General features: G+C 74.3%; 23 protein-coding genes, 1 tRNA gene and 1 riboswitch. Of the genes, 15 read left to right on the forward strand and 9 right to left on the reverse strand.

Annotated features, from left to right (window positions below):
* Positions 1-21: 21 nt before the first annotated feature.
* The 5 genes from EDD28_RS12530 to EDD28_RS12550 are packed head-to-tail and all read right to left on the reverse strand — an operon-like array spanning position 22 to position 7819.
* Positions 22-1701 carry a GAF domain-containing sensor histidine kinase gene (locus tag EDD28_RS12530; protein ID WP_123740141.1) on the reverse strand — a complete coding sequence of 560 codons (1680 nt, stop codon included), beginning with the start codon at positions 1699-1701 and terminating at the stop codon, positions 22-24.
* A gap of 18 nt (positions 1702-1719) precedes the next feature.
* Positions 1720-3483: a thiol reductant ABC exporter subunit CydC gene (cydC, locus tag EDD28_RS12535; protein ID WP_245968072.1), complete on the reverse strand. Its 1764-nt coding sequence runs from the start codon at positions 3481-3483 to the stop codon at positions 1720-1722.
* The gene (cydD, locus tag EDD28_RS12540) at positions 3480-5231 is read right to left on the reverse strand and encodes a thiol reductant ABC exporter subunit CydD (protein ID WP_123740142.1); all 1752 of its coding nucleotides are present in this window, start codon (positions 5229-5231) and stop codon (positions 3480-3482) included. Before cydD ends, cydC begins: the two co-directional genes overlap by 4 nt.
* Positions 5228-6283 carry a cytochrome d ubiquinol oxidase subunit II gene (gene cydB / locus EDD28_RS12545; RefSeq protein WP_123740143.1) on the reverse strand — a complete coding sequence of 352 codons (1056 nt, stop codon included), beginning with the start codon at positions 6281-6283 and terminating at the stop codon, positions 5228-5230. The genes cydD and cydB overlap by 4 nt, the downstream gene beginning before the upstream one ends.
* Positions 6284-6316: 33 nt before the next feature.
* Positions 6317-7819: a cytochrome ubiquinol oxidase subunit I gene (locus EDD28_RS12550; RefSeq protein ID WP_123740144.1), complete on the reverse strand. Its 1503-nt coding sequence runs from the start codon at positions 7817-7819 to the stop codon at positions 6317-6319.
* Positions 7820-8351: 532 nt separating this feature from the next.
* Between EDD28_RS12550 and EDD28_RS12555 the strand changes: the two genes are divergently transcribed.
* Both EDD28_RS12555 and EDD28_RS12560 read left to right on the forward strand, forming a co-directional pair.
* A complete protein-coding gene (locus EDD28_RS12555) occupies positions 8352-11732 on the forward strand; it encodes an Rne/Rng family ribonuclease (RefSeq protein ID WP_123740891.1) in 3381 nt (1126 codons plus the stop codon).
* 58 nt (positions 11733-11790) lie between these two features.
* Entirely contained in the window at positions 11791-12090 is a 300-nt protein-coding gene (locus EDD28_RS12560) for a hypothetical protein (RefSeq protein WP_123740892.1), read from the forward strand.
* Positions 12091-12165: 75 nt separating this feature from the next.
* Here the strand turns inward: EDD28_RS12560 and EDD28_RS12565 are convergent, their stop codons facing one another.
* Positions 12166-14235 carry a hypothetical protein gene (locus tag EDD28_RS12565; RefSeq protein ID WP_148059619.1) on the reverse strand — a complete coding sequence of 690 codons (2070 nt, stop codon included), beginning with the start codon at positions 14233-14235 and terminating at the stop codon, positions 12166-12168.
* 219 nt (positions 14236-14454) lie between these two features.
* Here EDD28_RS12565 and rplU point away from each other — a divergent pair, with 219 nt between their 5' ends.
* From rplU to proB, 4 genes are all read left to right on the forward strand, one after another.
* Complete coding sequence (gene rplU, locus EDD28_RS12570; RefSeq protein ID WP_123740146.1) at positions 14455-14763, forward strand: 50S ribosomal protein L21; 309 nt, start codon at positions 14455-14457, stop codon at positions 14761-14763.
* A 34-nt stretch (positions 14764-14797) separates the two neighbouring features.
* Positions 14798-15055: a 50S ribosomal protein L27 gene (gene rpmA, locus EDD28_RS12575; protein WP_123740147.1), complete on the forward strand. Its 258-nt coding sequence runs from the start codon at positions 14798-14800 to the stop codon at positions 15053-15055.
* 114 nt (positions 15056-15169) lie between these two features.
* Complete coding sequence (gene obgE / locus EDD28_RS12580; RefSeq protein ID WP_123740148.1) at positions 15170-16684, forward strand: GTPase ObgE; 1515 nt, start codon at positions 15170-15172, stop codon at positions 16682-16684.
* 10 nt (positions 16685-16694) lie between these two features.
* A complete protein-coding gene (gene proB, locus EDD28_RS12585; RefSeq protein ID WP_245968073.1) occupies positions 16695-17861 on the forward strand; it encodes a glutamate 5-kinase in 1167 nt (388 codons plus the stop codon).
* 19 nt (positions 17862-17880) lie between these two features.
* Here proB and EDD28_RS12590 read toward each other — a convergent pair whose 3' ends face one another.
* Positions 17881-18411, reverse strand: a complete 531-nt coding sequence (locus tag EDD28_RS12590) for a flavin reductase family protein (protein WP_123740150.1) — start codon at positions 18409-18411, stop codon at positions 17881-17883.
* Positions 18412-18542: 131 nt separating this feature from the next.
* A riboswitch (SAM riboswitch) is annotated at positions 18543-18655 on the forward strand.
* 299 nt (positions 18656-18954) lie between these two features.
* Between EDD28_RS12590 and EDD28_RS12595 the strand changes: the two genes are divergently transcribed.
* The 8 genes from EDD28_RS12595 to EDD28_RS18215 all read left to right on the forward strand — a co-directional run bounded on the left by EDD28_RS12595 (position 18955) and on the right by EDD28_RS18215 (position 24681).
* Entirely contained in the window at positions 18955-19926 is a 972-nt protein-coding gene (locus EDD28_RS12595; protein WP_123740151.1) for an LLM class flavin-dependent oxidoreductase, read from the forward strand.
* Positions 19927-20324: 398 nt separating this feature from the next.
* Entirely contained in the window at positions 20325-20474 is a 150-nt protein-coding gene (locus tag EDD28_RS17470) for a hypothetical protein (protein ID WP_170169486.1), read from the forward strand.
* 4 nt (positions 20475-20478) lie between these two features.
* Positions 20479-21108, forward strand: a complete 630-nt coding sequence (gene nadD / locus EDD28_RS12600) for a nicotinate-nucleotide adenylyltransferase (protein WP_281272564.1) — start codon at positions 20479-20481, stop codon at positions 21106-21108.
* Complete coding sequence (locus tag EDD28_RS17475) at positions 21105-22175, forward strand: hypothetical protein (RefSeq protein WP_170169487.1); 1071 nt, start codon at positions 21105-21107, stop codon at positions 22173-22175. Before nadD ends, EDD28_RS17475 begins: the two co-directional genes overlap by 4 nt.
* Positions 22176-22201: 26 nt before the next feature.
* Positions 22202-22588 (forward strand): ribosome silencing factor, encoded by a 387-nt coding sequence (gene rsfS, locus EDD28_RS12615; protein WP_123740155.1) that lies wholly within the window; start codon positions 22202-22204, stop codon positions 22586-22588.
* 8 nt (positions 22589-22596) lie between these two features.
* Positions 22597-23244 carry a histidine phosphatase family protein gene (locus EDD28_RS12620; RefSeq protein ID WP_123740156.1) on the forward strand — a complete coding sequence of 216 codons (648 nt, stop codon included), beginning with the start codon at positions 22597-22599 and terminating at the stop codon, positions 23242-23244.
* Positions 23245-23376: 132 nt separating this feature from the next.
* A complete protein-coding gene (locus EDD28_RS12625; RefSeq protein ID WP_123740157.1) occupies positions 23377-24318 on the forward strand; it encodes a hypothetical protein in 942 nt (313 codons plus the stop codon).
* Positions 24319-24357: 39 nt separating this feature from the next.
* Entirely contained in the window at positions 24358-24681 is a 324-nt protein-coding gene (locus EDD28_RS18215) for a DUF3263 domain-containing protein (RefSeq protein ID WP_211339228.1), read from the forward strand.
* A 3-nt stretch (positions 24682-24684) separates the two neighbouring features.
* Here EDD28_RS18215 and EDD28_RS12635 read toward each other — a convergent pair.
* Together EDD28_RS12635 and EDD28_RS12640 are read right to left on the reverse strand one after the other, a co-directional pair.
* A tRNA-Ala gene (locus EDD28_RS12635) sits at positions 24685-24757 on the reverse strand.
* A 121-nt stretch (positions 24758-24878) separates the two neighbouring features.
* On the reverse strand, positions 24879-25412 hold the full coding sequence (locus tag EDD28_RS12640) for an AAA family ATPase (protein WP_123740158.1): 534 nt from the start codon (positions 25410-25412) through the stop codon (positions 24879-24881).
* A 124-nt stretch (positions 25413-25536) separates the two neighbouring features.
* On the opposite strand from EDD28_RS12640, the gene EDD28_RS12645 reads away from it, so the two are divergent.
* A complete protein-coding gene (locus tag EDD28_RS12645; RefSeq protein WP_123740159.1) occupies positions 25537-26259 on the forward strand; it encodes a CPBP family intramembrane glutamic endopeptidase in 723 nt (240 codons plus the stop codon).
* Position 26260 lies beyond the last annotated feature (1 nt).

Below are 26260 nucleotides of genomic sequence, written 5' to 3' on the forward strand. Positions count from 1 at the left end.
GGGCGGCCGACGGGTCCGGGCTCAGCCGATCCACGCCTCCCAGACGAGGGAGGACCCGCCGCCCGGGTTGGCCACCAGCCGCGCCGCGCCGCCGTGGTCCTCGGCCCGGCCGAGCAGGTTGGCCAGGCCGCTGCGCCGGTCGGACGCCGGCTCGGGACCCCGGCCGTCGTCCGACACCACGATCCGCACCGTCCGCGGCTCCACGTCGATGACGACGCGGGCGCTCGTCGCCTGCGCGTGCCGAGCCACGTTGGACAGCCCCTCGCGGACGACCGCGACGACGTCGTCGCTCATGTGGTCGCCCAGCCGCGCGTCGATCTCGGCCGCCTGCTCGCCGGCCGTGTCGAGCTCGGCGAGCTGCTCGCCGTCGAGCGTGAGGAGCATCGACGGCGCGAAGCCGAGGCTGGCGCGCGCGAGGGAGGCCTCGCGCAGCAGCCGCTCGAGCACGGGGAGCTGCTCGTCCCGGTCCCGCAGCGAGCGGACGATGCCGCGGATCTGCCGCACCCCCTCGTCGACGCCCCCGATCGCCTCGTCGATCTCCGTCACGACCGTCGGCTCCTCCGGCGTGCCGGCCAGCAGCTTCTTCGCGTGCTCGAGCCGCATGCCGGTGGCGAAGAGCTGCTGGATCGCGAGGTCGTGCAGGTCGCGAGCGATCCGGCTGCGCTCGTTGAGCAGCGCCGCGATGTCCTCGGCGTGCCTCGCGGCCGCGAGCCGCAGCGCGAGCGCCGCCTGGCGCCCGAAGTCGGCCGCGACCGCGAGGTCCTGCTCGGTGAACGCCGGTCGGCCGGGCAGCCGGAACAGGATGAGGACGCCGAGCGAGCTCGTCGTGGCTCCGGCGCCCGCGTCGTCGTCGGCCAGGTGCGTGAGCAGCGGCGCGTAGAGCGCGCGCTCGAAGATCCGCGCCTCGGGGATGAACCGGTCCGCGTCGCGCGCGATGGAGTCGACGAGCACGCCGCTGGCCGTGTGGACGGACTCGATCGCCGGGCCGTCGGGCGGAAGGACGGCGCCGATGAGGGGTGCCATCCGGGGACCGTCGACGATCTCGACCATCCACTCCTCGTCCAGCGACGGCAGGACGATCGCGGCACCGTCCGCGTCCGCGACCTCGCGGATGCGCTGCGCGATGAGCGCGAGGACGTCCTCCTCCTCGGTGCCCTCGAGCAGCGCCGCGGTGATCTCCTGGGAGACCTGCATCCACCGCTCGCGGTCCTGCGCCTGCCGGTAGAGCCGGGCGTTGTCCATCGCGACGGCGGCCGCGGCGGCGAGCAGCGTCACCGTCTCGACGTCCTGCGGCGTGAACCCGCTCGGCTTGTTCGTGAGGTAGAGCCGCCCGAGCACGATGCCGCCGGCCATGACGGGGACGCCGAGGAAGGTGTGCATCGGCGGGTGACCCGGCGGGAACCCCTCGAACGCCGGGTGCTGGGTGAGGTCGTCGAGCAGGAGCACGCCCTCCGGCAGCGTGCCGAGCACCCCGTGGCCGCGCGGCGGGTGACCGAGGACGGCGACCTCCTCCGCGCTCATGCCCTGCTGGATGAACGTGGTCGTCTCGCCGTAGGCGTCGAGCTCGGCGATCGCGGCGTAGCGCGCCCCCGTGTGGTCGGCCGCGGCCACGACGAGCTCGGCGAGCGCGCGCTCGGCGTCGAGCTGGCCGGCGAGGTCGAGGAGCTGCGTGATGAGGGCGGGGGTGACGGGGGTGCTCATGCGGGGAACCTCACCGCGTCAGTCTGCCAGGGCGACCACGCGGTCGGCGGCACCGACCGCCCCGACGTGGTGGGTCACGACGACGACGCTGCGACCGGTCGCGGTGAGCGCGAGCAGGTCGGCGACGAGCGCCGTCGCCACCTCGTCCGGCAGGTGCTCGGCTGGCTCGTCCAGGAGGAGGAGCGGGGCCGGGCTGGCGAGGGCGCGGGCCACGAGCAGGCGGCGGCGCTCGCCGCCGGAGATCGTGTCGGTCGACACCCGCGTGTCGAGGCCGTCGGGCAGCGCCTCGACCCACGCGAGCAGCCCGGCGGCGGCCAGCACGTCGCGCGCCTCCTCGCGGGTCAGGTCGCCGCGGGCGGCGCGCAGGTTCTCCAGCACGGAGGTGTCGAAGACGTGGGCGTCCTCGGCCGTGAGCGCGACGTGCTCGGCCCGCTCGGCGCCGCGCAGCCGCGCCGGGACGATCCCGTCGAGCGTCAGCTCGCCGGCCAGCGGCGGCAGCATGCCGGCGAGCGTGAGCAGCAGGGTCGTCTTCCCGACGCCGGACGGCCCGACGATCGCGAGGCTCGACCCCGGCGGCACGTCGAGGTCGAGCGGCGCCGCGAGGGCGGTGCCGCCGGGCCAGCCGTACGCGAGGCCGCGCGCCGTCAGGCCCGGCGTCGCGGTGGGACCCGGCGTCGCGGCGCGGCCAGGGGCGGGCCGGGGATCGGCCCCCCGCGCGGCCGCCGCGTCGTCGTCGTCGAGGTCCAGCAGCGCGAGGATCCGTCGCGCGGCCTGGGCGCTGCGGTGGAGCTGGGACGCGGCCGCCGGCAGCGGCATCGTGGCCTCGAACACGGCGAGCGGGACCAGGACGACGACGGCGAGCTGCTCGGGCGTCAGCGTGCCGGACACGAGCGCCGGGACCCCGACCAGCAGGGCCCCGACCGCCGCGGCGCCCGTCGCGAGCACGGCCAGCGCGGCCGAGGAGGCGAGCGGGACGGCCGCGCGGCGCTCGGCGGCGCGCGAGCTGCGGTCGGCGGCGGCCAGCTCGTCGAGCACGACGCCGCGTCGTCCGGTGAGGGCCAGCTCCGCGGACCGGGTGAGCAGCGTCTCGGTCGCGACGGCCACCTCGGTCCGGGCGGCGACCCGCGCCGCCTCGGCGCGCGCGTCGGCGCGCTGCGCGAGCGCCGGCACGACGAGCGCCGACACGAGCAGGCAGACCAGCAGGACGCCGGCGGCGGCGAGGTCGAAGCAGGCGAGGAAGCCGACGGACCCGAGCCCGACGACGACGGCGACCAGCGCCGGGACGATCGCCCGCACGACGAGGTCGCCGACGTCGTCGACGTCGGCCCCGGTCCGCGCGAGCAGGTCCCCGCGGCGCAGGGCCGCGATCCGCTCCGTCCGGCCGCGGGCCAGCGCGTCGTAGAGGTTGGTGCGCAGGTCGGCCACCCCGCGCAGGGCGACGTCGTGCGCCGCGAGCCGGTCGAGGTAGCGGGAGACGCCGCGCAGCACGCCGAACAGGCGTACCCCGACGGCCGCGATGTTGAGCGTCATGACCGGCGGCATCTGCGAGGCGCGGACGATGAGCCACGCCGACGTCCCGGCGAGCGCCACCGAGGCGGCCAGCGTGAGCGAGCCGAGCGCGACGGCCGCGGCCAGCGCGCGTCGGCGCAGCCCGAGCAGGGGGAGGATCCGGCGCACGGCGCGCAGGTCGTCGCGCAGCCGCGGCCCCTCCGGCCGGGCGTCGTCGTCCGCGCGGGACGCGACGTCGCGCACGGGTGCGGCCTCGGCCGCCCGCCGGCTCATGCCGACACCTGCGCGCCGGCCCGCACGTGGACGACCTCGTCGGCGGCGGCGAGCGTCGCCGGACGGTGCGCGACGACGACGACGGCGGCCCCGCGCGCGGCCACGGCCCGCATCGCGTCGACGATCCGCGCCTCGTCGGCCGGCGCCAGGTGCGCCGTCGGCTCGTCCAGGACGACGAGCCGGGCGCCGCGCACGAGCGCGCGGGTCAGCTCGAGCCGGTGCGTCTGGCCGACCGACAGCCCGGAGGAGAGGCCGCCAGCGGACTCGGCGAGCCGGGTGTCCCAGCCGCCCGGCAGCGCGGCCACGACGTCGGACAGCCCGGTCGCCCGGGCCGCCTCCTCCAGGTCCGCGGCGGGGATCTCGCGACCGGACGTCACGTGCTCGCGGAGCGTGCCGCCGCCGGTGACGACGCGCTGCGGCACCCACGCGGCCTGCTCCCACCACGCGGCCGGGTCGATCCCGGCCAGCGGGACGTCGGCCCGGGTGCCCGGCCCCGCGGTCAGATCGTCCGGCGGACCCGCCGTGTCGTCCGGATCGTCCGGCCCGCCGACCACCAGCTCGATCGAGCCGGCGTCGACCGGCTGGAGGAGCAGCAGCGCCATCGCCGTCGTCGTCTTGCCGGAGCCGCTCGGTCCGGCCAGCGCCGTGACGCGTCCGGGCCGGACCAGCGCGGACAGCGCCTCGGGGGCCAGGTAGCCCCGCTCGTCGGCCGCGACGCTCACGTCCGTGAGCCGGATCGCCCGCCAGGCCGGCACGGGAGCCGACCCGGCCGCCGGGAGCGGCGTGTCGAGCACGTGGAACACGCGCTGCACGGCGGCCAGCCCGTTCGTCGAGGCGTGGAACTGCGTGCCGACCTGGCGCAGCGGCTGGTACACCTCCGGCGCGAGGACGAGGACGACGAGCGCCGTGACGAGGTCGATCCGTCCGTAGACGAGGCGCATCCCGACCTCGACGGCCACGAGCGCGACCGAGAGCGAGGCCAGCAGCTCGAGCACGGCACCCGAGAGGAACGCGACGCGCAGGGTCTGCATCGTCGTGGCGCGGTAGGAGTCGGCGAGCCGCTTGACCCGCGTGCCGGGACCGATCTCCCGGCCGAGCGCGCGCAGCGTCGTGAGCCCCGCCAGCAGGTCGAGGAGCTGGGCGCCCTGCTGCGCGAGCACGTCGAGCCGCCGGGCCGAGTACTGCTGCGTCGTGACGCCGACGAGCCACATGAACAGCGGGACGAGCGGGAGCGTCACGGCGACGATGAGCCCCGAGACGAGGTCGAGCCAGAGCATGACGCCGAGCGCGACGGGCGTGAGGATCGCCGTCATGAGGAGCTGCGGCAGGTACCCGGTGACGTAGGGGACGACGTCGTCGAGCCCCCGGGTCGCGAGGACGGCGACCTCGGAGCCGTGCCGGGCGCGCCAGCGGTGCGGCAGGCGACCCGCGTGCTCGAGCAGCGCCCGGCGCAGCTGGCCGACGACGGCGACGGCCGCCCCGTTGCCGAGGCGCTCGCGCGCGAAGGTCAGGGCGGCCCGCAGGACGATCGCGCCGGCGAGCAGGAGGAGCGGCGTCGCGATGCCGCCCAGCGCGGCCGCCCCGCTCCCGGCGAGCAGCCCCGAGGCCGCCGGACCGAGCGAGTGCCCGATGGCGAAGGCCTGGACGATGATGCACACCGTCGCGGCCGCGGACAGCGCCGCCGCGGCCAGCACGTAGGTGCGGGCCGCGGCGGCGGTGCGGAGCAGTCGGGGATCGAGCGGTCTCACCCCTCGATGGTCGCAGCCTCCGGCGGGTTCGTCGTCGCCCGCGCCGGCTCGTCGGAGTGGCCGGGGATGGAGGCCCGGGAGATCCGCTTGCTGAAGACCTTGAGCGACCAGCCCTGGTAGAGCAGCACGACCGGGACAAGCGCCACCGCGACCCACGACATCACCATGAGCGTGTAGTCGGAGGACGAGGCGTTGTCGATCGTGAGGGAGTTGGCCGGGTCGAGCGCCGGCATCACGTTCGGGGCGATCGACCCGAAGATGAACACGACGGCCATGACGATCGCCACCGAGTTGAGCGCGAACGCCCAGCCCTCGCTGCGCCGGGCCGTCATCAGCACGACGCCGACGAGGGCGAGCGCCGCCACGACGAGCGGCACCCACGTCCAGGCGTTGCGTGAGTGTGCGAGCTGCGCCCAGACGACCCACACCGCGGCGACCGCCGTCGTCGGGATGGACACCCGGGCGGCGACGCGGGCGGCCCTGACGCGCAGGTCGCCGTCCGTCTTCAGCGCGAGGAAGGCCGCGCCCTGGGTGAGGAACAGGCCGAGCGTGACGAGCCCGCCGAGCAGCGCGAACGGGTTGAGAAGCGCCCAGAAGCCGCCGACGTACTGGTGGTCGGCGTTCAGCTCGACGCCGCGGACGAGGTTGGCGAACGCGACGCCCCACAGGACGGCCGGCACCCAGGAGCCGATGGTGATGCACCAGTCCCAGCCGTTCTGCCAGCGGGGGGACGACGACTTGTGCCGGTACTCGAACGCGACGCCGCGCACGATCAGCGCGAGCAGGATGAGGAGCAGCGGCAGGTAGAAGCCCGAGAACAGCGTCGCGTACCACTCGGGGAACGCCGCGAACGTCGCCCCGCCGGCGGTCAGCAGCCACACCTCGTTGCCGTCCCAGACCGGACCGATCGTGTTGATGACGACGCGGCGGTCCGTGTTGTCCTTCGCGAGCGGCCGCAGGAGCATGCCCACGCCGAAGTCGAAGCCCTCGAGGACGAGGTAGCCGATCCACAGGATGGCGATGAGGATGAACCAGAGAACTGCGAGATCCATGGTGAGTCCTTGTTCCGTCTCGTCTCGGGACCGTCAGTACGCGAAGTCGAGCTGCTTGACGCCGTCGGCGTCCGTCTCGCTCGGTCGGTCGTGCGGGTGGTCGGGCTCCGGCGCCCCCTTGAGGACGTCCTTGCGCATCAGCCGGAACCAGATGACGGCGAGCACGCCGTACACGAGGGTGAAGGCGATCATCGACGTCAGGACGGTGCCCGGGGCGACGACGCTCGGCAGCGAGACGCCGTCCGCCGTCAGCATCTTGATCTCCAGGACGCCGTCCGCCCCGATGTTCGGCACCACGACCCAGGGCTGGCGGCCCATCTCCGTGAAGATCCAGCCGAAGGCGTTGGCGAGGAACGGCATCGGGATGGCGACGACGGCCAGCCGGGCGAACCACCTGTTGTCCGTGACCCGGCCCTTGCGCAGCAGCCACAGGCCCCACAGCGCGAGCGCGGCGGAGAAGACCGCCGGGCCGATCATGAGCCGGAACGTCCAGTAGGTCACCATGAGGTTCGGGATGTAGACGATGTCCTCGCCGTACTCCGCGGCGAACCGCTCGGTGAACATCGCCTGGACCTCCCGCGTCCCCGGGACGGTGCTCTCGGGACCGGTGAAGTGGCCGGTCGCCAGGAACGACGTGCCGCAGGGGATCGACAGGAGGTGGCGGACGCCGTCGGGGTTGTTCGGGTCGTTGAGGTCGCCGATGGCCAGGAGCGAGAACGGCACGCACTCGCTCGTCTCGAAGTGCGCCTCCGCCGCCGACATCTTGCCCGGCTGCTGCTCGTACATGATCTTCGCCTGCGCGTCGCCCGTGAGGAGCAGGCCGACGCCCGAGACGAGGATCGCGACGATGCCGAGCAGGGCGGCGGGCCGGTAGACCGTGCGGGCGGTCTTCTCGTCGCCCGCGCGGACCGATCGGACGATCCAGATCGCCGCGATGGCCGTGACGAAGGTCGCCCCGACGAGCCAGGCGGCCGCGACGACGTGGGGGAACGTGACGAGCGTCGTCGGGTTCGTCAGGACCGCGCCGATGTCGACCAGCTGCGCCCGACCGAGCTCCTCGTTCCACACGGCGCCGACGGGGTGCTGCATGAACGAGTTGGCGGCGAGGATGAAGTAGGCCGACAGGGTCGTGGAGAAGGCGACGGCCCAGATGCACGCCAGGTGCACGCGCTTGGAGAGCTTCTCCCAGCCGAAGATCCACAGGCCGAGGAACGTCGACTCGACGAAGAACGCCGCCAGCGCCTCCATGGCGAGCGGGGCGCCGAAGACGTCGCCGACGAACCGCGAGTACTCCGACCAGTTCATCCCGAACTGGAACTCCTGCACGATGCCGGTGACGACGCCGATGGCGAAGTTGATGAGCAGGAGCTTGCCGAAGAACTTGGTGATCCGCAGCCACTCGTCCTTCTTGGTGCGATACCAGATCGTCTGCATGATCGCGACGAGCGTCGAGAGACCGATCGTCAGCGGCACGAAGATGAAGTGGTAGACGGTGGTGATGCCGAACTGCCACCGGGCGAGATCGAGGGCTTCCATCGGGGTCTTCCTTCGCTGGTGCCGTAGGAGAGGTGCTGCCGATCGGTCGGATCGAGTCTTCCGACGACGCTAGCCCGGGTCACGCCCCCACGTGGACGGCAGACGCCCCCGATGCGTCCTGTGCGTCGTCTACCGACGAACCTACTGACCTGACGCCGTGTCTCGAAGGACCAAGGTCCCAGGCGGGCGCGACCCGGGCCGTGCGCGGGTTTTCGGCGTCCGGCCGCGGGCCCGCCGGCGAGTTGACTCGCACGTGACCTTTTCTGAGGCGGCGCTATGAGATACTGGTCGCGGCCGACGGAACGACACCGACCGGCGGCCCGACGACGGCTCCACCAGGATCTGGTCGCCTCGCACCGCCTCGGGTGACACCATCACCGAAGGCGTCGTGCGGCGCCAGCCCAGCGCGAGCGACGGCGTCGGCCCTCCACGAGGGCAACCAACGGACTTCCGGGTGCGGCTCGCCGCTCCCGACGAGCAGCCTCGGGCGGCAGCGACGGTGTGGCTGGCGTACCGCGGCACGGAGCCAGTCATGGCAGACGAGACCACCACCCCCGCCACCGCGGCATCCTCCGAGCCCGCCCCGCGCCGCCGCGCGCCGCGCCGCGCGGCCTCCCGCCCCGCCGGTGCCCCGGACCCCGGCGCCGCGACCGCCGCGTCCCACCCCGAGCGCGAGCCCGAGCAGCAGGTGGACGTGCTCGCCGCGTTCGGGCTCGGCGCGACGACCGAGCCCGCGACGGACGACGCCGCGCCGAAGGCCACGACCGCCAAGGCGGCGAAGACGACCCGCGCGACGAAGACCACGAAGGCGCCGAAGGCGACGAGGGCGAAGGCCGCGCGCACGACGGACGCCGATCCGGCGACCGCGCCCGCCGCGGAGCCCGCGGCGACGGACGCGGCTCCGGCCACCGAGCCGCCCGCGGCCGCCACTGAGCCCGAGGCGCCGGCCGGGAAGCGCGCGACGCGCAGCCGGTCCCGAGCGAAGGTCGTCGACTCGGTCGACGCGATCGAGCTGCCCACCCCGGCGGCAGAGGCCGGCGAGGGCGAGGCCCCCGCCCCGAAGGCGACCCGCACGCGCGCCAAGCGGACGAGCGCGAAGAAGGCGCCCGAGACCACCGAGGCCACGGACGTCGCCGCCGAGCCGGCCGACGGCGGCGACCAGCCGGCCGAGGCGCCGGCGCCGCGAGCCCGCCGCTCGCGCGCCAAGAAGACGCAGACCGCCGAGGCGGTCGCCCGGGAGCTCGCCGACGCCGACGCCACGGACCCCGCCGAGGGGATCGACCGCGCCGAGACCGAGGTGACGGCCGAGGAGACCCCGGCGGACGTCGTCGGGGACGACTCCGGCGCCGAGCCCGTCGAGGGCGAGGCGGACGAGGACGAGGAGGCGGACGAGGCCGGCGAGGACGAGGCTCACCGCCTCCCCGCGACGGCGCTCCTGTTCCAGGCGCCGAGCGCCACGCCTCGCCGCCGTCGCCGGGCGACCCGGCCCGCGGCCGCGGCGGACGCCGGAGAGCCGGCGGACGCGAGCGAGGCCGCCGCGCCCGGGCGCGGCGGGCGGGACGACGCCGCCGACGTGGCGACCGCCGACACCACTGACACCGACACCGAGGCGAGCGACGCCGACACGGGGGACGACGCGGGCGAGTCCGCCGGCTCGTCCTCGCGCCGGCGCCGGCGCCGCGGCGGCCGCGGCCGCCGCCGTTCGGGTGACGGCTCCGACGAGCAGTCGGGCGCCGGGTCGGAGGACGCGTCGGGGGCCGAGTCCGGCCGCTCGGACGCGGGTGCCGGCCAGGCCGACGACGAGCGCGGGTCCGACCAGGGCTCCGAGCAGGGCGCGTCCGGCGACGGCGACGGCGAGGACTCCGGCGGCTCCCGACGTCGCCGGCGTCGGCGTGGTCGCCGTGGCGACGACGACGGCGGTGCTCGCGCCGCGCGCGACGAGGTGACCGCCCTGCGCGGCTCGACCCGCCTCGAGGCCAAGCGCCTGCGCCGCCGCGAGGGGCGCGACGCCGGTCGCCGCCGCACGATCATCACCGAGGCCGAGTTCCTCGCGCGGCGCGAGAGCGTGCAGCGCGACATGGTCGTGCGCGAGCAGTCGGGCATGACGCAGATCGCCGTCCTCGAGGACGGCGTGCTCGTCGAGCACTACGTCGCGCGGGCGCAGCAGACCTCGATGGTCGGCAACGTCTACCTCGGTCGCGTGCAGAACGTGCTGCCGAGCATGGAGGCCGCGTTCGTCGACCTCGGCCGCGGGCGCAACGCCGTCCTGTACGCGGGCGAGGTCAACTGGGAGGCCTCGGGCCTCGAGGGCCAGCCGCGCCGGATCGAGCAGGCGCTCAAGTCGGGCGACCAGATCCTCGTCCAGGTGACGAAGGACCCGATCGGCCACAAGGGCGCCCGGCTCACGTCGCAGATCACGCTCGCCGGCCGCTATCTCGTCCTCGTGCCGAGCGGCGCGATGACCGGCATCTCGCGCAAGCTCCCCGACACCGAGCGCGCCCGGCTCAAGAAGCTCCTCAAGGAGATCGTCCCCGAGGGCCAGGGCGTCATCGTCCGCACGGCCGCCGAGGGCGCGAGCGAGGACGAGCTGCGCCGCGACGTCGAGCGCCTCACCGCCGAGTGGAGCGAGATCCAGTCCCGCACGCAGGGTCGGCGCGTCTCCGCGCCGGCGCTGCTGAAGGGCGAGCCCGAGCTCGCGCTGCGCGTCGTGCGTGACGTGTTCAACGAGGACTTTTCCTCGCTCACGATCGCCGGCGCCGGGGCGTGGAAGACGATCTCGGAGTACGTCGAGGCCGTCGCGCCGGACCTCGGCGAGCGCCTGCACCACTGGACCTCCCGCGACGACGTGTTCGCCAGCAAGCGGATCGACGAGCAGCTCGCGAAGGGCATGGACCGCAAGGTCTGGCTCCCCTCGGGCGGCTCGCTCGTGATCGACCGGACCGAGGCCATGACGGTGGTCGACGTCAACACGGGCAAGTTCACCGGCTCCGGCGGGACGCTCGAGGAGACGGTCACCCGGAACAACCTCGAGGCGGCCGAGGAGATCGTGCGCCAGCTCCGGCTGCGCGACATCGGCGGCATCATCGTCATCGACTTCATCGACATGGTCCTGGAGTCCAACCGCGACCTCGTGCTGCGCCGGCTCATCGAGTGCCTCGGGCGCGACCGCACCCGCCACCAGGTGGCCGAGGTGACGTCGCTCGGGCTCGTCCAGATGACGCGCAAGCGCGTGGGCCAGGGGCTCGTCGAGGCGTTCTCGACGCCGTGCGAGCACTGCCACGGCCGTGGCTTCACGGTCGACTCCCAGCCGCACGAGCACGCGCCCGAGCCGGAGGCCGAGGAGGAGACCCCGCGCGTCGGCCGCCGCCGCGGCGGGCGCTCGCGCGGCTCCGCCGGGTCCAGCGGGAACGGGAGCAACGGCGGCAACGGGTCGGGCTCCTCCGGCTCGTCGTCGAGCTCGAACGGCAGCGGCGCCGGCGACCAGGCCGCCCGCGAGGCCGTCAAGGCGACGCTCGCCCAGATCGCCGCCGCCGCCCAGCAGGCCCACCAGCCGCACGACGCCGACGGCACCCCGATCGAGCCCGGCTCCGACCAGGTCGCCGAGGCCGTCGAGGAGTCGGTCGAGGCGATCACCGACGAGCTGGTCGTCCGGACCGCGTCCGGTCCCGTCGTGTCGCAGGCCGACCGTCTCGCGGCGCTGGCGGCGCTCGAGGCCGCCCTGCCCGGTGCCGTCGACGAGGCGGTGCGTCACGCGCGGATCGAGGCGGAGGACGACGTGGAGTCGGAGGAGGCCGTCGACGACGCAACCGCCGCCGTCGAGGAGGTCCTCGAGGCCGAGATCGTCGAGCAGGCGGACGAGGAGCCCGAGGTCATCGAGGGCGAGGTCGTCGACCCCAAGCTCCTCGAGGGCTGAGGACGTGACGTCGGCGCGCCCGTCGGGTGCCCCGGCCAAGGGACCGGGGGAGACGGCCGTGTCCGACCGGCCCGAGATCGTCTGCATCTGCGGCTCGACCCGGTTCGCGGGCGAGATGAGGACGGCGAACCTCGACCTCACGCTCGCGGGCGTCATCGTCCTCGCGCCGGGGGAGACCGACGAGGTCGTGACCCCCGAGCAGAAGGCGGTCCTCGACGTGCTCCACCTGCGCAAGATCGACCTGGCCGACCGGGTGCTCGTCGTCAACCCCGGCGGGTACGTCGGGGAGTCGACGCGCAGGGAGATCGCCTACGCGCGCGCCACCGGCACGCCGGTCTCGTTCACCGATCCCGGCTGAACCGCCCGTCGGGCGTCGTCGATCGACCGGTCGGCCCGTCGAGCGGTCGACCGACCGCTCGACGACGGGATCCGTCTAGGCCCGCGCCGGGCCGCGCAGGCGCCAGCGGGTCAGCAGCGCGACGACGCCGGCGCCGCCGTAGGTGAGCAGCAGCTCCACCAGCGCGAGCCACATGGACCGCTGCGGGCCCCAGACGAGCGCGACGAGCGCGGCCGGCGACGCGACGATCCCCAGCACGACGAGGGCGCGCGGCCACGGTCCGATCCAGCGCGTCGCCGCGGCCTCGCCGGGGGCGGCCGTCTCCGTCGCGAGGCGGGGGAGCGGGTCGACGTCCTGGTCGGCGAGCTCGAGCCCGACCGCGGCGGCGAACCGCTCCAGCCCCGCGAGGTTGCCGTTCGGCGCCCACTCCTGCGCCGGCAGGACGGCCCGCCAGCGCCACCGGGCGTCGGCGAGCGCGAAGCCCCAGGTGCCGCCGGTCGAGCGCAGCCGGACGATGCGGACGATGCCGAGGTCACCGTCGGTCGGACCGGGCAGCCGCGTGCGGTGGCCCGAGCGCGAGCTGAGGACGAGGTCGCCGGCCCGCAGGTCGAGCCGCGGCGCGAAGACGCCGGACCCGGCACGGTAGGTGGCGCGGGCCTTGGCCGGCACGGCCTGGTCGCGCACCCAGCGCACCGCCCACGACACGTAGGGCTCGAGGAGGCAGCACAGCGCGGCGACGAGCACGAGGAGCTGGACGACGTTGCGGCCGCCGCCGGGCCAGATGACGAACGGCGCGACCGCGAGCAGCCACGGCGCGACCGCGCGCAGCGGCGCGAGACCGGGCAGCGCCGGGCCGAGGTCGAGGTTCCAGAACCGGCGGCGGGCGGCGCGTCGCTTCTGCGCGCGCGGCCGCTTGCCGTCGCCGCGCGGGTACGCCGGGCGGTCGGGGGCCGGACGCAGGCGACCGAGCGACCCCTCGGCCTCGGGCGGGTGCGCGAGGCCGCGGCGCAGCTCGACGCCGATCGTCGTCGCCCCGCGGGTGAAGCCGATCGCCTCGAGGGCGAGGATGCCGCGGGCCGCGCCGAGCGGCACGTCCGCGATCGACCCGTCGACCAGCGCCTGGTCGACGACGGTCGTCGGCTGGCTCGCCCAGTCCGCGACGGTGAGCGAGAGCAGCGAGCGGCCGGCGGTGTCGAGCACGTGGATCGTCCCGAGCTCGTCCTGCTCCGGCGGCGGCACGAGCTGCTCGGTCGGGTCGAACGCGTCGGTGAGCGCTCCCGTCTCACCGGGGGCGACCCACAGCAGCGAGCCGATCGCCGCGTCCTGACCGACGGAGACGCGGCCGGTCGCCGTCGTCACCTCGACGCGCCCGGGGGTGAACCGCACGCGCGCGCGCATGCTCGCGCGCCGGTAGGGGACGGCCCGGCCGAACGCGTACAGCTCGACGTCGCCGCCGACGCCTGGTAGCTGCGGCGTGCTCGGCAGGCGCTGCTCGAGGACGTGGGCGACGACGACGTCAGCGACCCGCTCGACGCGGCGCGCCGACGCGGCGAGGCTCGCGATCTGGGGCAGGACGCTGCGAGCGGCGGCGCCGCGGCGCGGGGCCGCGCCGAGGTCGCGGACCGCCTGGGCGAGCAGCGAGAGCGCGCCGCTCAGGGTCGAGCGCAGCCCGTAGACCGGTTCGCGCGAGGTGGCGACGGGCTCGCGCAGGTGCGGGGAGTCCGTGAGGTCGGGCAAGCGGTTCAGCTCGACCAGCGCCGCGTCGTCCGGCGGGGCCGAGAGCTGCGTCTGGGCGAGCATCCGCGAGCCGAGGTCGAGCTGGCGCAGCGCGTACTCGAAGGCCTCGCGCAGGTCGGGGTCGTCGATCACGGCGTCCACCGCGTCCTCGCACGCGCGGATCGCGGAGTGGACCTGCTGCGTCGCTCCCGTGAGCGGGTCGGTCCCGCGGGCGTAGAGCGCGGCGACCGGGTTGCGCCCCGACGCGATCGCCGGGGGCACGGCGCGGGCCAGCACGGGTCCGGCGAGCGCGACGCGCGCGGCGAACCGGCTCACCGCGGCCGGGTTGGACCCGCTGGCTGGCCCGTCGCCGGGCGCGAGGGCCGCGGGGCTCGGCAGACCGGGCGGCGCGACGCCGGGCACGACGGCATGGGAGTATGACGCTGTCACCCGACCGAGGGTAGTACGTGGGGCCTGTCGGCCCGGGTGGGCCGTCGATCGTCCGGTGGCGTCCATTTGACCGGGTGGTCGTGCGCGCGTACGCTAGATCGTCGGCGCACGCACGTCTCGTGTGCCAGGAAAGCCAAGCCGCTGCAGCCAGAGGTGTTGCGTGCCCGGGGAACCCGGAGCGCCAACCCGGCGCAGCGGTCCGATGAGGAGAGATGCAACGTGGTGTACGCGATCGTGAAGGCCGGCGGCCGTCAGGAGAAGGTGTCCGTCGGTGACATCGTCGTCGTCGACCGGCTCGCGGGTGAGGCCGGTGACACGGTCGAGCTCACCCCGATCCTCCTCGTCGACGGGGAGAAGGTGACGTCGGCGGCCAAGGATCTCGCGAAGGTCACGGTCTCCGCGGAGATCGTCCGGGACGAGAAGGGCCCGAAGATCACCATCCTCAAGTTCAAGAACAAGACCGGCTACCGCAAGCGTCAGGGCCACCGTCAGCAGCTGACGCGGCTCAAGGTCACCGCGATCGCCTGAGCCGCAGGGCTCCCAGAAGAAAGGGGTGTGCGTCATGGCACACAAGAAGGGCGCCAGCTCCTCCCGCAACGGCCGCGACTCCAACGCCAAGCGTCTGGGTGTCAAGCGCTACGGCGGCCAGGTCGTCAAGGCCGGCGAGATCCTCGTCCGTCAGCGCGGCACGCACTTCCACCCGGGTGAGGGTGTCGGCCGCGGTGGCGACGACACGCTCTTCGCCCTGACCGACGGTGCCGTGCAGTTCGGCACGCGTCGCGGGCGTCGGGTCATCGACGTCGTCGAGGCAGCCGTCTGACACACGTTCTACCGTGAGGGGCGTACCGCATGAGCGGTACGCCCCTTGCGCATCCCGGGGGCGTGGTCCGTCGCCCGGTCGGTTTCCCGAAGCTCTGTGAAGGCAGGTGAGGTCATGGCCTCGTTCGTCGACCGCGTCGCACTGCGCGCGATCGGAGGCGACGGCGGTCACGGCTGCGCCTCCGTGCACCGCGAGAAGTTCAAGCCGCTCGGCGGCCCCGACGGGGCGAACGGCGGTGACGGCGGCGACGTCGTGCTCGTCGTCGACCCCGGTGTCACCACGCTGCTCGACTACCACCACCGCCCGCACCGGCGCGCCGAGTCCGGCGGCCAGGGCAAGGGCGACATGCGGCACGGGAAGAACGGCCAGAACGTCGTGCTGCCCGTCCCCTCCGGCACCGTCGTGCGCGCAAAGGACGGCGAGGTGATCGCCGACCTCGTCGGGGCCGGCGCCGAGTACGTCATCGCCCGCGGCGGCCGCGGCGGTCTCGGCAACGCCGCGCTCGCCTCGCCCAAGCGCAAGGCCCCCGGGTTCGCGCTGCTGGGCGAGCCGGGCGAGGAGGTCGAGGTCACGCTCGAGCTGAAGTCCGTCGCCGACGTCGCGCTCGTCGGGTTCCCGAGCGCCGGCAAGTCCTCGCTCATCGCCGCGATGAGCGCGGCCCGCCCCAAGATCGCCGACTACCCGTTCACGACGCTGGTCCCCAACCTCGGTGTCGTCCAGGCCGGCCAGGAGCGGTTCACCGTCGCCGACGTGCCCGGCCTCATCCCCGGCGCGTCGGAGGGACGAGGACTCGGGCTGGAGTTCCTGCGCCACATCGAGCGCTGCGCCGTCATCGTCCACGTCATCGACTGCGCGACGCTGGAGCCGCGGCGCGACCCGATCACGGACCTCGACACCATCCAGGCCGAGCTGGCCGCCTACGCGCCCGACCTCGACATCGCCGGCGGTCGCGTGCCGATCCTCGACCGGCCCCAGGTCGTCGTCCTCAACAAGGTCGACGTGCCCGAGGCCGAGGAGCTGGCCGAGTTCGTCCGGCCCGAGATCGAGGCGCGCGGGCTGCCCGTGTTCGCGGTCTCGACGGTCGCGCGGACCGGCCTGCGCCAGCTCGAGTTCTTCCTCGCCGACCTGGTCGCCAGCGCGCGGGCCGCCGAGCCCGAGCTGCCGCCGGCCCCGGTCGTCATCACGCCGCGCGCGCACGGCGACGCCGGCTTCACGGTGGCGCGCGTCTCGACCCCCGAGGGCGAGGCGTTCCAGGTCCGCGGCGACAAGCCCGAGCGGTGGGTCAAGCAGACCGACTTCGCGAACGACGAGGCGGTCGGCTACCTCGCCGACCGGCTCGCGCGGCTCGGCGTCGAGGAGAAGCTCGCGAAGGCCGGTGCGTTCCCCGGCGACACGGTCGTGATCGGCCCGGTCATGGGCGGCGTCGTCTTCGACTGGGAGCCGACGCTGCAGACCGGCGCCGAGCTGCTCGCCCCGCGCGGGACGGACATCCGCCTCGAGGACGCCTCGCGCCGCACGACGCGGGACCGCCGCGCCACCCACACCGCGCGGATGGATGCCAAGACCGCCGCGCGCGAGGAGATGTCGGACGAGCGCGACCGCGGCGTCTGGACCGATCCGGACCTGTGAGACTGGTGGCGTGAGAGCAACCGCCGAGCGCACCCCGCGCGACCTCAGCCGCGGGACGGAGCGCACCGTCCTGCGGGCGGCGCAGCGCGTCGTCGTCAAGATCGGCTCGTCCTCGCTGACGCGGGGCGGGGGAGCGCTCGACCCGGCGGCCGTCGCCGCGGTGGCCGACGCGCTCGCCGCGCGCCGCGAGGCGGGGACGCAGGTCGTCCTCGTGTCCTCCGGGGCGATCGCCGCCGGGATCACGCCGCTCGGGCTCGCCGCGCGCCCGCGCGACCTCGCGACGCAGCAGGCGGCCGCGAGCGTCGGCCAGGGCCTCCTCATGGCGCACTACACGCGCGCGTTCGCCCGGCACGGCCTCACGGTGGCGCAGGTGCTGCTGACCGCGGAGGACGTCGTCCGGCGCGGTCAGTACAAGAACGCCCAGCGCGCGCTGGAGCGGCTCCTCGCCCTCGGGGTCGTGCCCATCGTCAACGAGAACGACGCGGTCGCCACCGACGAGATCCGGTTCGGTGACAACGACCGCCTCGCCGCGCTCGTCGCGCACGTCGTCCAGGCCGACGCGCTCGTCCTGCTCACCGATGTCGACGCGCTCTACGACGGCCACCCGTCGCTGCCGACGTCCAGCAGGATCGGGGTCGTGTCCTCGGCCGCCGACCTCGAGGGCGTCACCGTGACGGCGCGCGGCAGCGGCGTCGGGACGGGCGGCATGACGACGAAGGTGACGGCGGCGCTGACGGCGACCGGGGCCGGCATCCCGACGCTGGTCGCCGGGGCGACCGACGTCGCCGACGCGCTCGAGGGGCAGGACGTCGGGACCTGGTTCCAGGCGACCGGTCCTCGGCCGCGCACGCGGCGCCTGTGGCTGGCGCACGCCGCCCACGCGCAGGGCCGGCTCGTCCTCGACGAGGGGGCCGTGCGCGCGATCACCCACGGGAAGCGCTCGCTGCTCGCGGCGGGCGTCACGGGCGTCGAGGGGACGTTCGAGGCCGGTGACCCGGTCGAGATCGTCGACCCGGACGGGACCGTCGTCGCGCGGGGGCTCGTCGCCTACTCGAGCGAGGAGCTGCCGGAGCGGCTCGGGCGCACGTCGGAGCAGCTCCGCGAGCTGTTCGGCACCGGCCACGACCGCGAGGTGGTCAACCGGGACGACCTCGTCGTGGTGCGTCGCCGGCGCTGAGGCCGGGTGACCGGACGGGTCAGGACAGGCGGCGGTAGGTCCGGTCGGCGTAGACGAGTCGCGGCGCCTGCTCGGCCCGGCTCCCGTGGTCGGAGATCGCGGTGACGCCCGCGAGCACGAGGTAGCTCGACCCGGCCGGGATCCGGTCGAGGAGCTCGATCCGCGCCCAGGCGTCGACGTCGGACAGGAGCGGCTCCCCGGTCGGCAGCCGGTCCCACGCGACGCCGGCGAACCGGTCGATGCCCGGCGTCGCGAACCGCGTCGACAGGTCGGCGTGGGCCTCGCCGAGGAAGTGGACGATGCCCGTCGTCGCCTGCTGCAGCGCCGCGAGCGACGACGACGTCTGGGTCACCGAGAACGCGAGGATCGGCGGCTCGGCCGAGACCGAGATGACCGACGTGGCCGTGAAACCGACCGGCTCGCCGCCCGGACCCGCGAGCGTCACGATGGCGACGCCGGCGGGGTGGTGGCGGAACAGGTCCTTGAACGCGCGCGGGGCGACGGCGTCGACGGCGGCCGGTCGACCGACGGGGCTGAGCGAGGTTGGCACGTCTCCACGGTAACCCCGCGGCGCCGAGATCGGCGGCGGCAGAACGAACGTCCATCATCTGGACAATGGGTGGGTGTCGTCGAGGTGATGATTTGACACCGGATCGGGGGCCGCCGTACCGTCGGCACCACGGTCTCGAGCTCCAGCATCAAGCCCCGGCTTGCTGGACGGCAACCCTCCACCTGCGGTGGGGTGCCCCGGGTGACGACCAGGTCCTGGCTACCTGTCAGGGCAAGCGCTCGTCCGCAGCAGCGGAGATACGAGGAACGAACGACGATGGCACCGCGAGTGAACCAGGCCCCGAGCCAGTCCACCGTCCCGAACGCCACCTCCTCGATGTGTGGCACGCCGATGGCGTGCATGTGTATGCGCTGACGGCGGCAGGAACTGCGCCTCACCTCGTGTGAGGCTCCTCCGCTCGGCCCACCCGGCCGGCTTCCCGCCGTCGTGCTCCCGCCCGCTTCCGGGCCCGTCCGCCTCCCGCGGACCAGCACCCCACACACTCGTCGCGGCTCGTCGCCGCGTGCACCTCAAGGACCTGTCATGACTGCTCCCACGCCCACCACCCGTCTCACGCTCGGTCTCGACCTCACCGGTCTCGGCGCCAAGGCGCCCCTGCACACCCGCGCCCGGTCCAGCCGAGCGCAGCACGTCTCGCTCGGCGACGTCTCCGACTACCTCCTGCTCGCCGCCGAGGCCGGCATCGACCTCGTCACGGTCGGGGAGTCGTTCCGCCTCGACGACGCCGCCCGCCCGGACGCCTGGCTCGACCCGGCCGTCCTGGTCTCCCGGCTGGCCGCCGCCGGCCTGCTGCACGGCGCGACGGCGATCGTCCCCGCCCTCCCGGCCGGCCTGCTCGACCCGGTCCGGCTCGCCCGGGCCGTCGCCGGGCTCCAGGTGCGCACGGACGGCCGCGCCGGCTGGCAGCTGCCCGCCACCGTGACGGCCGGCGGCGTCCACGCCGAGGTCCGCCGGGTCTGGGCCGGCGACCGCGCGCTGGTCACCGCCGGAGCACCCCTGCTCGTGACGGCCCCGGCCGAGCCGGAGGCCGCCGTCGTCGCCGGGCGGCACAGCGACGTCGTCCGCCTGCGGGTGTCCGACCTCGCGGAGGCCGCCGCGCGTCGCGAGGCCATCCGCACCGCCGCCGCGGCCGCGGGGCGCAACCCCGACGACGTCCGCGTCGTCGTCGACGTCGTCACGGTCATCGCGCAGGACGAGCTGAGCGCGCAGTTCCGCGCCGACCTGCTCCGCGACGTCTCCGACGGCGCCAGCGAGGAGGCCGCGACGCTCACGCTGGCCGGGACCGCGCAGACCGTCGCCGACGCCCTCGAGGAGTGGGCCGGTGTCGTGGACGGGTTCGTGCTCGTCCCCGGCTCGCTGCCGACCGACGCGCTCGCCATCGCGCACGGGCTCGTCCCCGAGCTGGCGGCCCGCGGGCTCGTGCCCGCCCCGGCGGCTGCGTCCGCGCCGCAGGACGCGGGCGACCTCGTGGACGACCTCGCGTTCGTTCTCTAGGCGTCGCGCGCTGGGCCGCGCCGAGCGCGCTCGGCGATCGCGCCGCCTGCGGGGCGTCGGCCGAGGGTGCCGCGTTCGCGCGCACCCCGGCCGTCCCGCCGGACCCGCAGAGTGCAGGAAGCCCCGCCACGATCGTGGCGGGGCTTCCGCGGGAGACCAGCTCCGGCGCTAGCCGGTCTCACCAGCCCGCCGCGACCGGGTAGGTCAAGCAGCGGGGCTGTCGCGGTGCGTGACCGCCCCTCAAGTCTGCGTCCCGGAACGGGGTCGGAACGGGGACCTTGGTCCCCGGTCGCCCTCCGCCGGGGGAGTGACCTTTCCGACGCGGTTGGCCGCGGGCCGTCGGGACGTGGAACACTGTGAAGGTTGCGGCTGAGACGGGCCGCGAAGAAGGAGACGTGATGTCGAGCTCGCTGCTGGTCCTCGCAGAGGCTGCCCACGAGGCAACGCGCCCCAGCCCCTGGCTGTACGGAGGGATCGCGTTCGCGATCCTCATGCTCATGCTGCTCGCCACGTACGCGTTCCGCAGCGTCGGAACGCGCCGGCGCTGAGGTAGTGGCTCACCGCCAGAGCGCCCGGGGCGCGCGTCGACGCACCGGCGTCATGGGTGGAACCTTCGATCCCATCCACCACGGCCACCTCGTCGCCGCCAGCGAGGCCGCGGCCGAGTTCGGGCTCGACGAGGTCGTCTTCGTCCCGACCGGCCTCCAGCCGTTCAAGGCCGACCGCAGGGTCGCGCCAGCCGAGCACCGCTACCTCATGACCGTCATCGCGACGGCGTCGAACCCGAGCTTCACCGTCTCGCGCGTCGACATCGACCGCCCGGGCACGACGTACACGATCGACACGCTGCGCGACCTGCACGAGGAACGCCCCGACGAGGACCTCTACTTCATCACGGGCGCCGACGCCCTGAGCCAGATCCTCGAGTGGAAGAACTCGGGCGAGCTGTTCCAGCTGGCCCACTTCATCGGCGTCACGCGGCCCGGGCACGTGCTCGACGACCACGGGCTGCCGCCCGAGGGCGTGTCCCTGCTGGAGGTCCCCGCGATGGCGATCTCCTCGACGGACTGCCGGCGACGCGTCGCCGACGGCCACCCCGTCTGGTACCTCGTGCCGGACGGGGTGGTCCAGTACATCCACAAGCACCGGCTCTACACGCAACGCTTCGGAGGTGCCGCATGAGCACGGACGAGCCCACCCCGACCCGCCGCGCGCGCCGCGCGGCGGGCGAGACCACGCCGGCCGAGGGGATCGGTGCCACGCCGGCCCCGCCGACCGACGGCCGTCAGCTCACGCGCCGAGAGCTGCGCGAGCTGCGGGAGCGCCAGGAGCGCGAGGCGGCCGCCGCCGAGCAGACGGCGGTCTCGGTCGAGGCCGTCCCGGACGTGCTGCCGCCGGCCGGGCCGTCCACCGCGTCGACGGGTCGGTCCGAGACGTCGGCCGAGACGCCGGCCGCGTCGGCCGAGACGCCGGCCGAGCGCACGCAGGTTCGCCGCACGTCGGCGCGGCCCGCGCCGGGCGCCGCGACGACGAGTCCCGGGATCCCGGTCGAGGACCCCGCCCTGACGCAGCACGACGGCTCGCCGAGCCGTCGCTCCATGCGCGACCTGCGTCCGGCGGCGCCCGCTGGAACCCCTGGCCTGGGGGAGCGGGTGCCCGCCTCGGGTGCGCTGCCCACCCGGAGCCAGCCGCCGACGCCGTCATCCGGTGCCATCCCGACCGTCCCGCCGCCGGCGGCGGCTCAGGCCGTCCGCGGAGTCGACGCGACTGGTGCGCTGTCGCAGGTGCGGACCACCCGGGCGAGCGAGGACTCCCCGGTCGAGGTGACCGGCCCGATCGACTGGTCGAGCACCACCCAGCCCGCCGTCATCCCGCCGAGCCGGTCCGCCGGGCGCACCGGTGCCTCCGGGGAGACGGAGACCGACGAGGCGGCGGAGTCGTCGACCGAGCCGCCGTCGCGACGCTCCGTCCTCGCGCGGCGGACGCCGCCGAGCTGGGCGCCCGTGACGGGCGACGGGGGCGCGAGCGTCCCCATGCCGTCGGAGGAGCCCCCGCCGCCCGCGGCGCAGGCGTTCCGCCCCGTGACCGAGCCGGTGTCGGAGACGGCTGCGTCGTCCACGACCTCGGCCGCCGAGCCCGCCGAGAAGCAGCGCCGCGGCTTCAGCTGGCTCTCGCCGCTCGGCTACCTGCTGCTGGCGCTCGTCGGCGTCGGTATCGGCGTCGGCCTCTACTTCCTGCTCTTCCGCTGAGCCTCCACCACCCGAAGGAAAACCCTGTGACCGCAACCGAGAAGGCCATCGAGATCACCACCGCCGCCGCGCGGGCCGCCGCCGAGAAGAAGGCGCAGGAGATCATCGCGCTCGACGTGTCGGACCGGCTCGTCCTGACCGATGCGTTCCTCGTGGCGTCGGGTGAGACGGAGCGGCAGGTCGGGGCGATCGTCGACGGGATCGAGGAGGCGCTGCACGGGCTCGGGGTCAAGGCGATCCGGCGCGAGGGGCTGGGCCAGAACCGGTGGGTGCTGCTCGACTTCGGCGACCTCGTCGCGCACGTCCAGCACGCTGAGGACCGCGAGTTCTACGCGCTCGAGCGGCTGTGGCGGGACTGCCCGGTGATCGAGCTGCCGCAGGACGTGCTGGCGTCCAACGCCGAGAACCGCTGAGGTCCGGGGTGCCGGACGGGCGCCGGGGGGCGTCGCGCGTCGTGCTGCTGCGGCACGGTCAGACGGACTACAACGTCGCCGGGCGGCTGCAGGGTCAGGTCGACATCCCGCTCAACGAGGCGGGGGTGGCGCAGGCCCAGGCGGCCGCGTCCGTCGTCGCGGGGTTCCGCCCGTCGGTCATCGTCGCCTCCGACCTGCAGCGAGCGGTCGAGACGGCCCAGGCCGTCGGCGAGGCGCTCGCTCGCGAGTCGTCCGGGGGTTCGCACACCGTCGTCATGGACGCGCGCCTGCGCGAGCGTGCGTTCGGCGAGCTCGAGGGGATGTACGACGCGGAGATCCGCGAGCGCTACCCGTCGGTCTGGTCGGCGCGGCGCGCGGGGGAGCGGCTGGTCGGGGTGGGGGCCGAGGACCGCGGCGAGGTCGGGGCCCGGTTCGCCGAGGCAGTCTGGGAGCACGCGGCGGCGGCGCCCGACGGCTCGACGATCCTCGCCGTCGCGCACGGCGCCTGCATCGCGCTGGGGATCACGGCGCTGCTCGGGCTCGACCCGGAGGAGTTCACCGGGATCAGGGGCATCGGGAACTGCCACTGGTCGGTGCTCGGGCCGTCCCGGGTGCCGGGCACGTGGCGGCTCGAGTCGCACAACGTCGCGGCCTGACGGCCGACGTCCCTCGCGCTCGTCGTTCAGGCCCGCGGAGGGCCGCGGTGCATGAACACTCGCTGGGTAAGTCAGCGACCTCAACCCCTGGCTGTGCACCACCCGATCTCCCTGCCGTGGTGGACTGGGTCCATGCGCGACGTCACACGCGACGACCTGATTCGCCAGCTCGGTGGTGAGGTCGTCTCGCCCGGTGCTTCCACAGTGGACATCGCTGTCGCCGAGTCGCTCCTCGGCGTGACGTTTCCCCCGGGGCTCTTGCGACTGCTCCGGCTATCGAATGGGCTTCGCCTTGGTGCGACGGTAGTCCACGACCTCGACGAGATCACCGCGCGGTCCCAGGAACCCGACGTCCTGTTTCAGCTGCCGGATCATCTCGTGATCGGTGTTGCTGGCGCGGGGCGATCCCTTGTCATGCATGCGAACAACGACATCGTCCTCGACGTTCCCGACAGTCCGTGGGACGGCGGCGACATGCACCAGTCGGCCATGGAACCGCTCGACCTCTTCCTGCGCTACGGCGGTGTTCCGTTGCGAGAACGTGAGCCGTACTCATCACTTCCGGGTGCGACAAACGCACGAGATCACGCTCTTCGTGCCGGGCGCGCAGCCGCCTCCGAGATCACCCACACCGACGTCACGCGCAACGTTGGCGCACTCACCGGTGATTCGTGCCTCGGCCAGGTGGCTGTCTACGGGATCGCCGACCGGGAAGCAGCGCGCGTCCAGTACGAGCACTCCGAGGACGTCTTCCTGCGCCTCTGTCGACCGCCGTGCCCTGTTGCTGGCGGAGAGGAGGACTACGTCAAGCTGTGGAACGAGATCGCAGACCAGCTTCGGCCTGACGTCGACGGCGCTGCAGCAGGGAGAGATCTCCCTGACTTCACGGACGTGGACGGTCTGAGCATCGCCGCCGGTACGGTCAGGACCGTGCTCTTCGGATACACCGCGGAGGTGTTCGCCCGGGGCCTCTCCCCAGATGTCCCCACCCCGGTCACATCGATGCTCGCTGTGCTCCGAGCGGGACATCTGCCCATCGGGGTCGACGGCGCTGGTCGCGTGCTCGTCTACTGAGCCCTGATCTGGAGCGTCGGCATTGGCAACGCGGTGCGGGTGACCGCGGACGCGATCCGCGACAGGCTCCACGTGGGCGAGACCCGCTACTACCAGGTGCTCGGTGCGCTCATCGAGACCGAGGCGCCACTCGCGCACGACCCGGTCGCCGTCGGCGGGCCAGGCGGCTCCGCGCCGCCAGGAGCGGGCGGGGATCTGCCCGCGGGGGCGGAGCGGATCGAGCTGGTTCGGCCCCGCCCGCTGAGGTCGGCCGAGAGCGCGCAAAGACCCCCGAGCCCGGGTGGCAGGGGGTCAGATCGGGTGTCGATGTGGAATGGTCTCGTGGCACAGGGTCCGCGCCAGGTGTCACCATGCAGGTCGTAAGGGTGGAGCATAGGGGATTCGAACCCCTGACCTCTTCCATGCCATGGAAGCGCGCTACCAACTGCGCCAATGCCCCGCGAGGGTCTGCACCCTCGGGTCGATCAGTGCCCCGGAGGGCTCGACCATCTTACGCGACGATCCGCCGATGGACCAAACCGGCGAGATCCCGCGGCTCCCGGGCGCCGGCTCGCCCGCCCTCAGGTTCGATCGCCACCGCCGACCGCGTCCACGACCCGCCGGGCCACCTCGGCCGGTGAGAGGCGGGTGGTGTCGACCACCTCGGCCTCGGCGCCGAGCCAGCCGTCATAGGCGGCCCGATACGGCTCGAGGTGCGCCATCCGGAACGTCGAGAAGCCCATGACCGCGTCGTCCTCGATCCGGGTGCGGAGCGTCTCCTGGTCGGCGTGCAGCAGCATGTGCCGCACGGGGATCGCGTGGGCCGCCAGCCCGTCGCTGATCTCGCGCCAGTACCGTTCCACCAGCACCGTCATGGGGACGACCAGCGTTCCCCCGACGTAGCCGAGCACTCGCCACGCCGTCTCGACGACGAGCTGTCGCCAGGGTGGCCAGTGCTGGAAGTTGTCGGTCGCGGGCAGGCCGGGCCGGATGTCCATCAGCGTCTCGCCGACCTTCTCGGCGTCGAGCACGCGGGACCCCGGGATCAGCTCCTGCACGAGCGCGCTCGTCGTGGTCTTGCCGGCGCCGTGCGTGCCGTTGAGCCAGACGATCATCGGTCGAGGCTATCCGGCGGCCCGCCGCCGCCGCTGCCGCCGACGCCGCCGACACCCGTCTCACCCGTCCCACCCGGCGGACCCGTGCCTACGATGGCCCCTCGACACGAGCGAGGAGGTGCCGATGGCCGGACCGCTCGCGGAGCTGCGCCGGTTCGTCGACGCCGCGCTGGTCACCCCCGTCCCACGCCCGGCCCTCGCCGACGCGAGCCCGGTCCGGCGGCGCGTGGTCGTCGTCCTCACGCTGCTGGCCGGCGCGACGGTCATGGCCTGGGCCCTGCGCATCGCGCCCGGCGACCGTCTCTTCTACCCGGCGACGCTGCTGCTCGCCGCCGTCTGGCTGGTCGGCGCGTTCGCGTCCGGCCCGTTGCACCGGGGCCGCGCACGCACGCGCTCCGGTGGTGCCGACGGCCGCGCCGTGGTGCAGTCGCTCGCGCTGGCGGCGCTGCTGCACGCGGTCTTCCTCGCCGGCGCCCTCGTCGTTGCCCGCATCCCGGGGCTGCGGGCCGGCGTCGAGGAGCTGCTCGACCACGCGCGCTTCGGCGCCATCGGCATCGTCCTCGTCATCACCGTCCTCAACGGCGTGGCGGAGGAGGTCTTCTTCCGCGGGGCGCTGTTCGCCGCCCTCCCGGACCGTCACGCCGTCCTGGTCTCCGTCGTCGCCTATACCCTCGCCGTCGTCCCGACGGGCATCCCGCTCCTCGTCCTGGCCGCCGCGATCCTCGGTCTCGTCACCGGCCTCCAGCGCCGCGTCACCGGGGGTGTGCTCGGCCCCATCGTCACCCACGTCTGCTGGAGCAGCGGCATGCTGTTCCTGCTCCCTCCCGTCCTCTCCCTCGGAGGTTGAG

The sequence above is a fragment of the Salana multivorans genome (genome assembly GCF_003751805.1).
GTDB classification, from domain to species: domain Bacteria; phylum Actinomycetota; class Actinomycetes; order Actinomycetales; family Beutenbergiaceae; genus Salana; species Salana multivorans.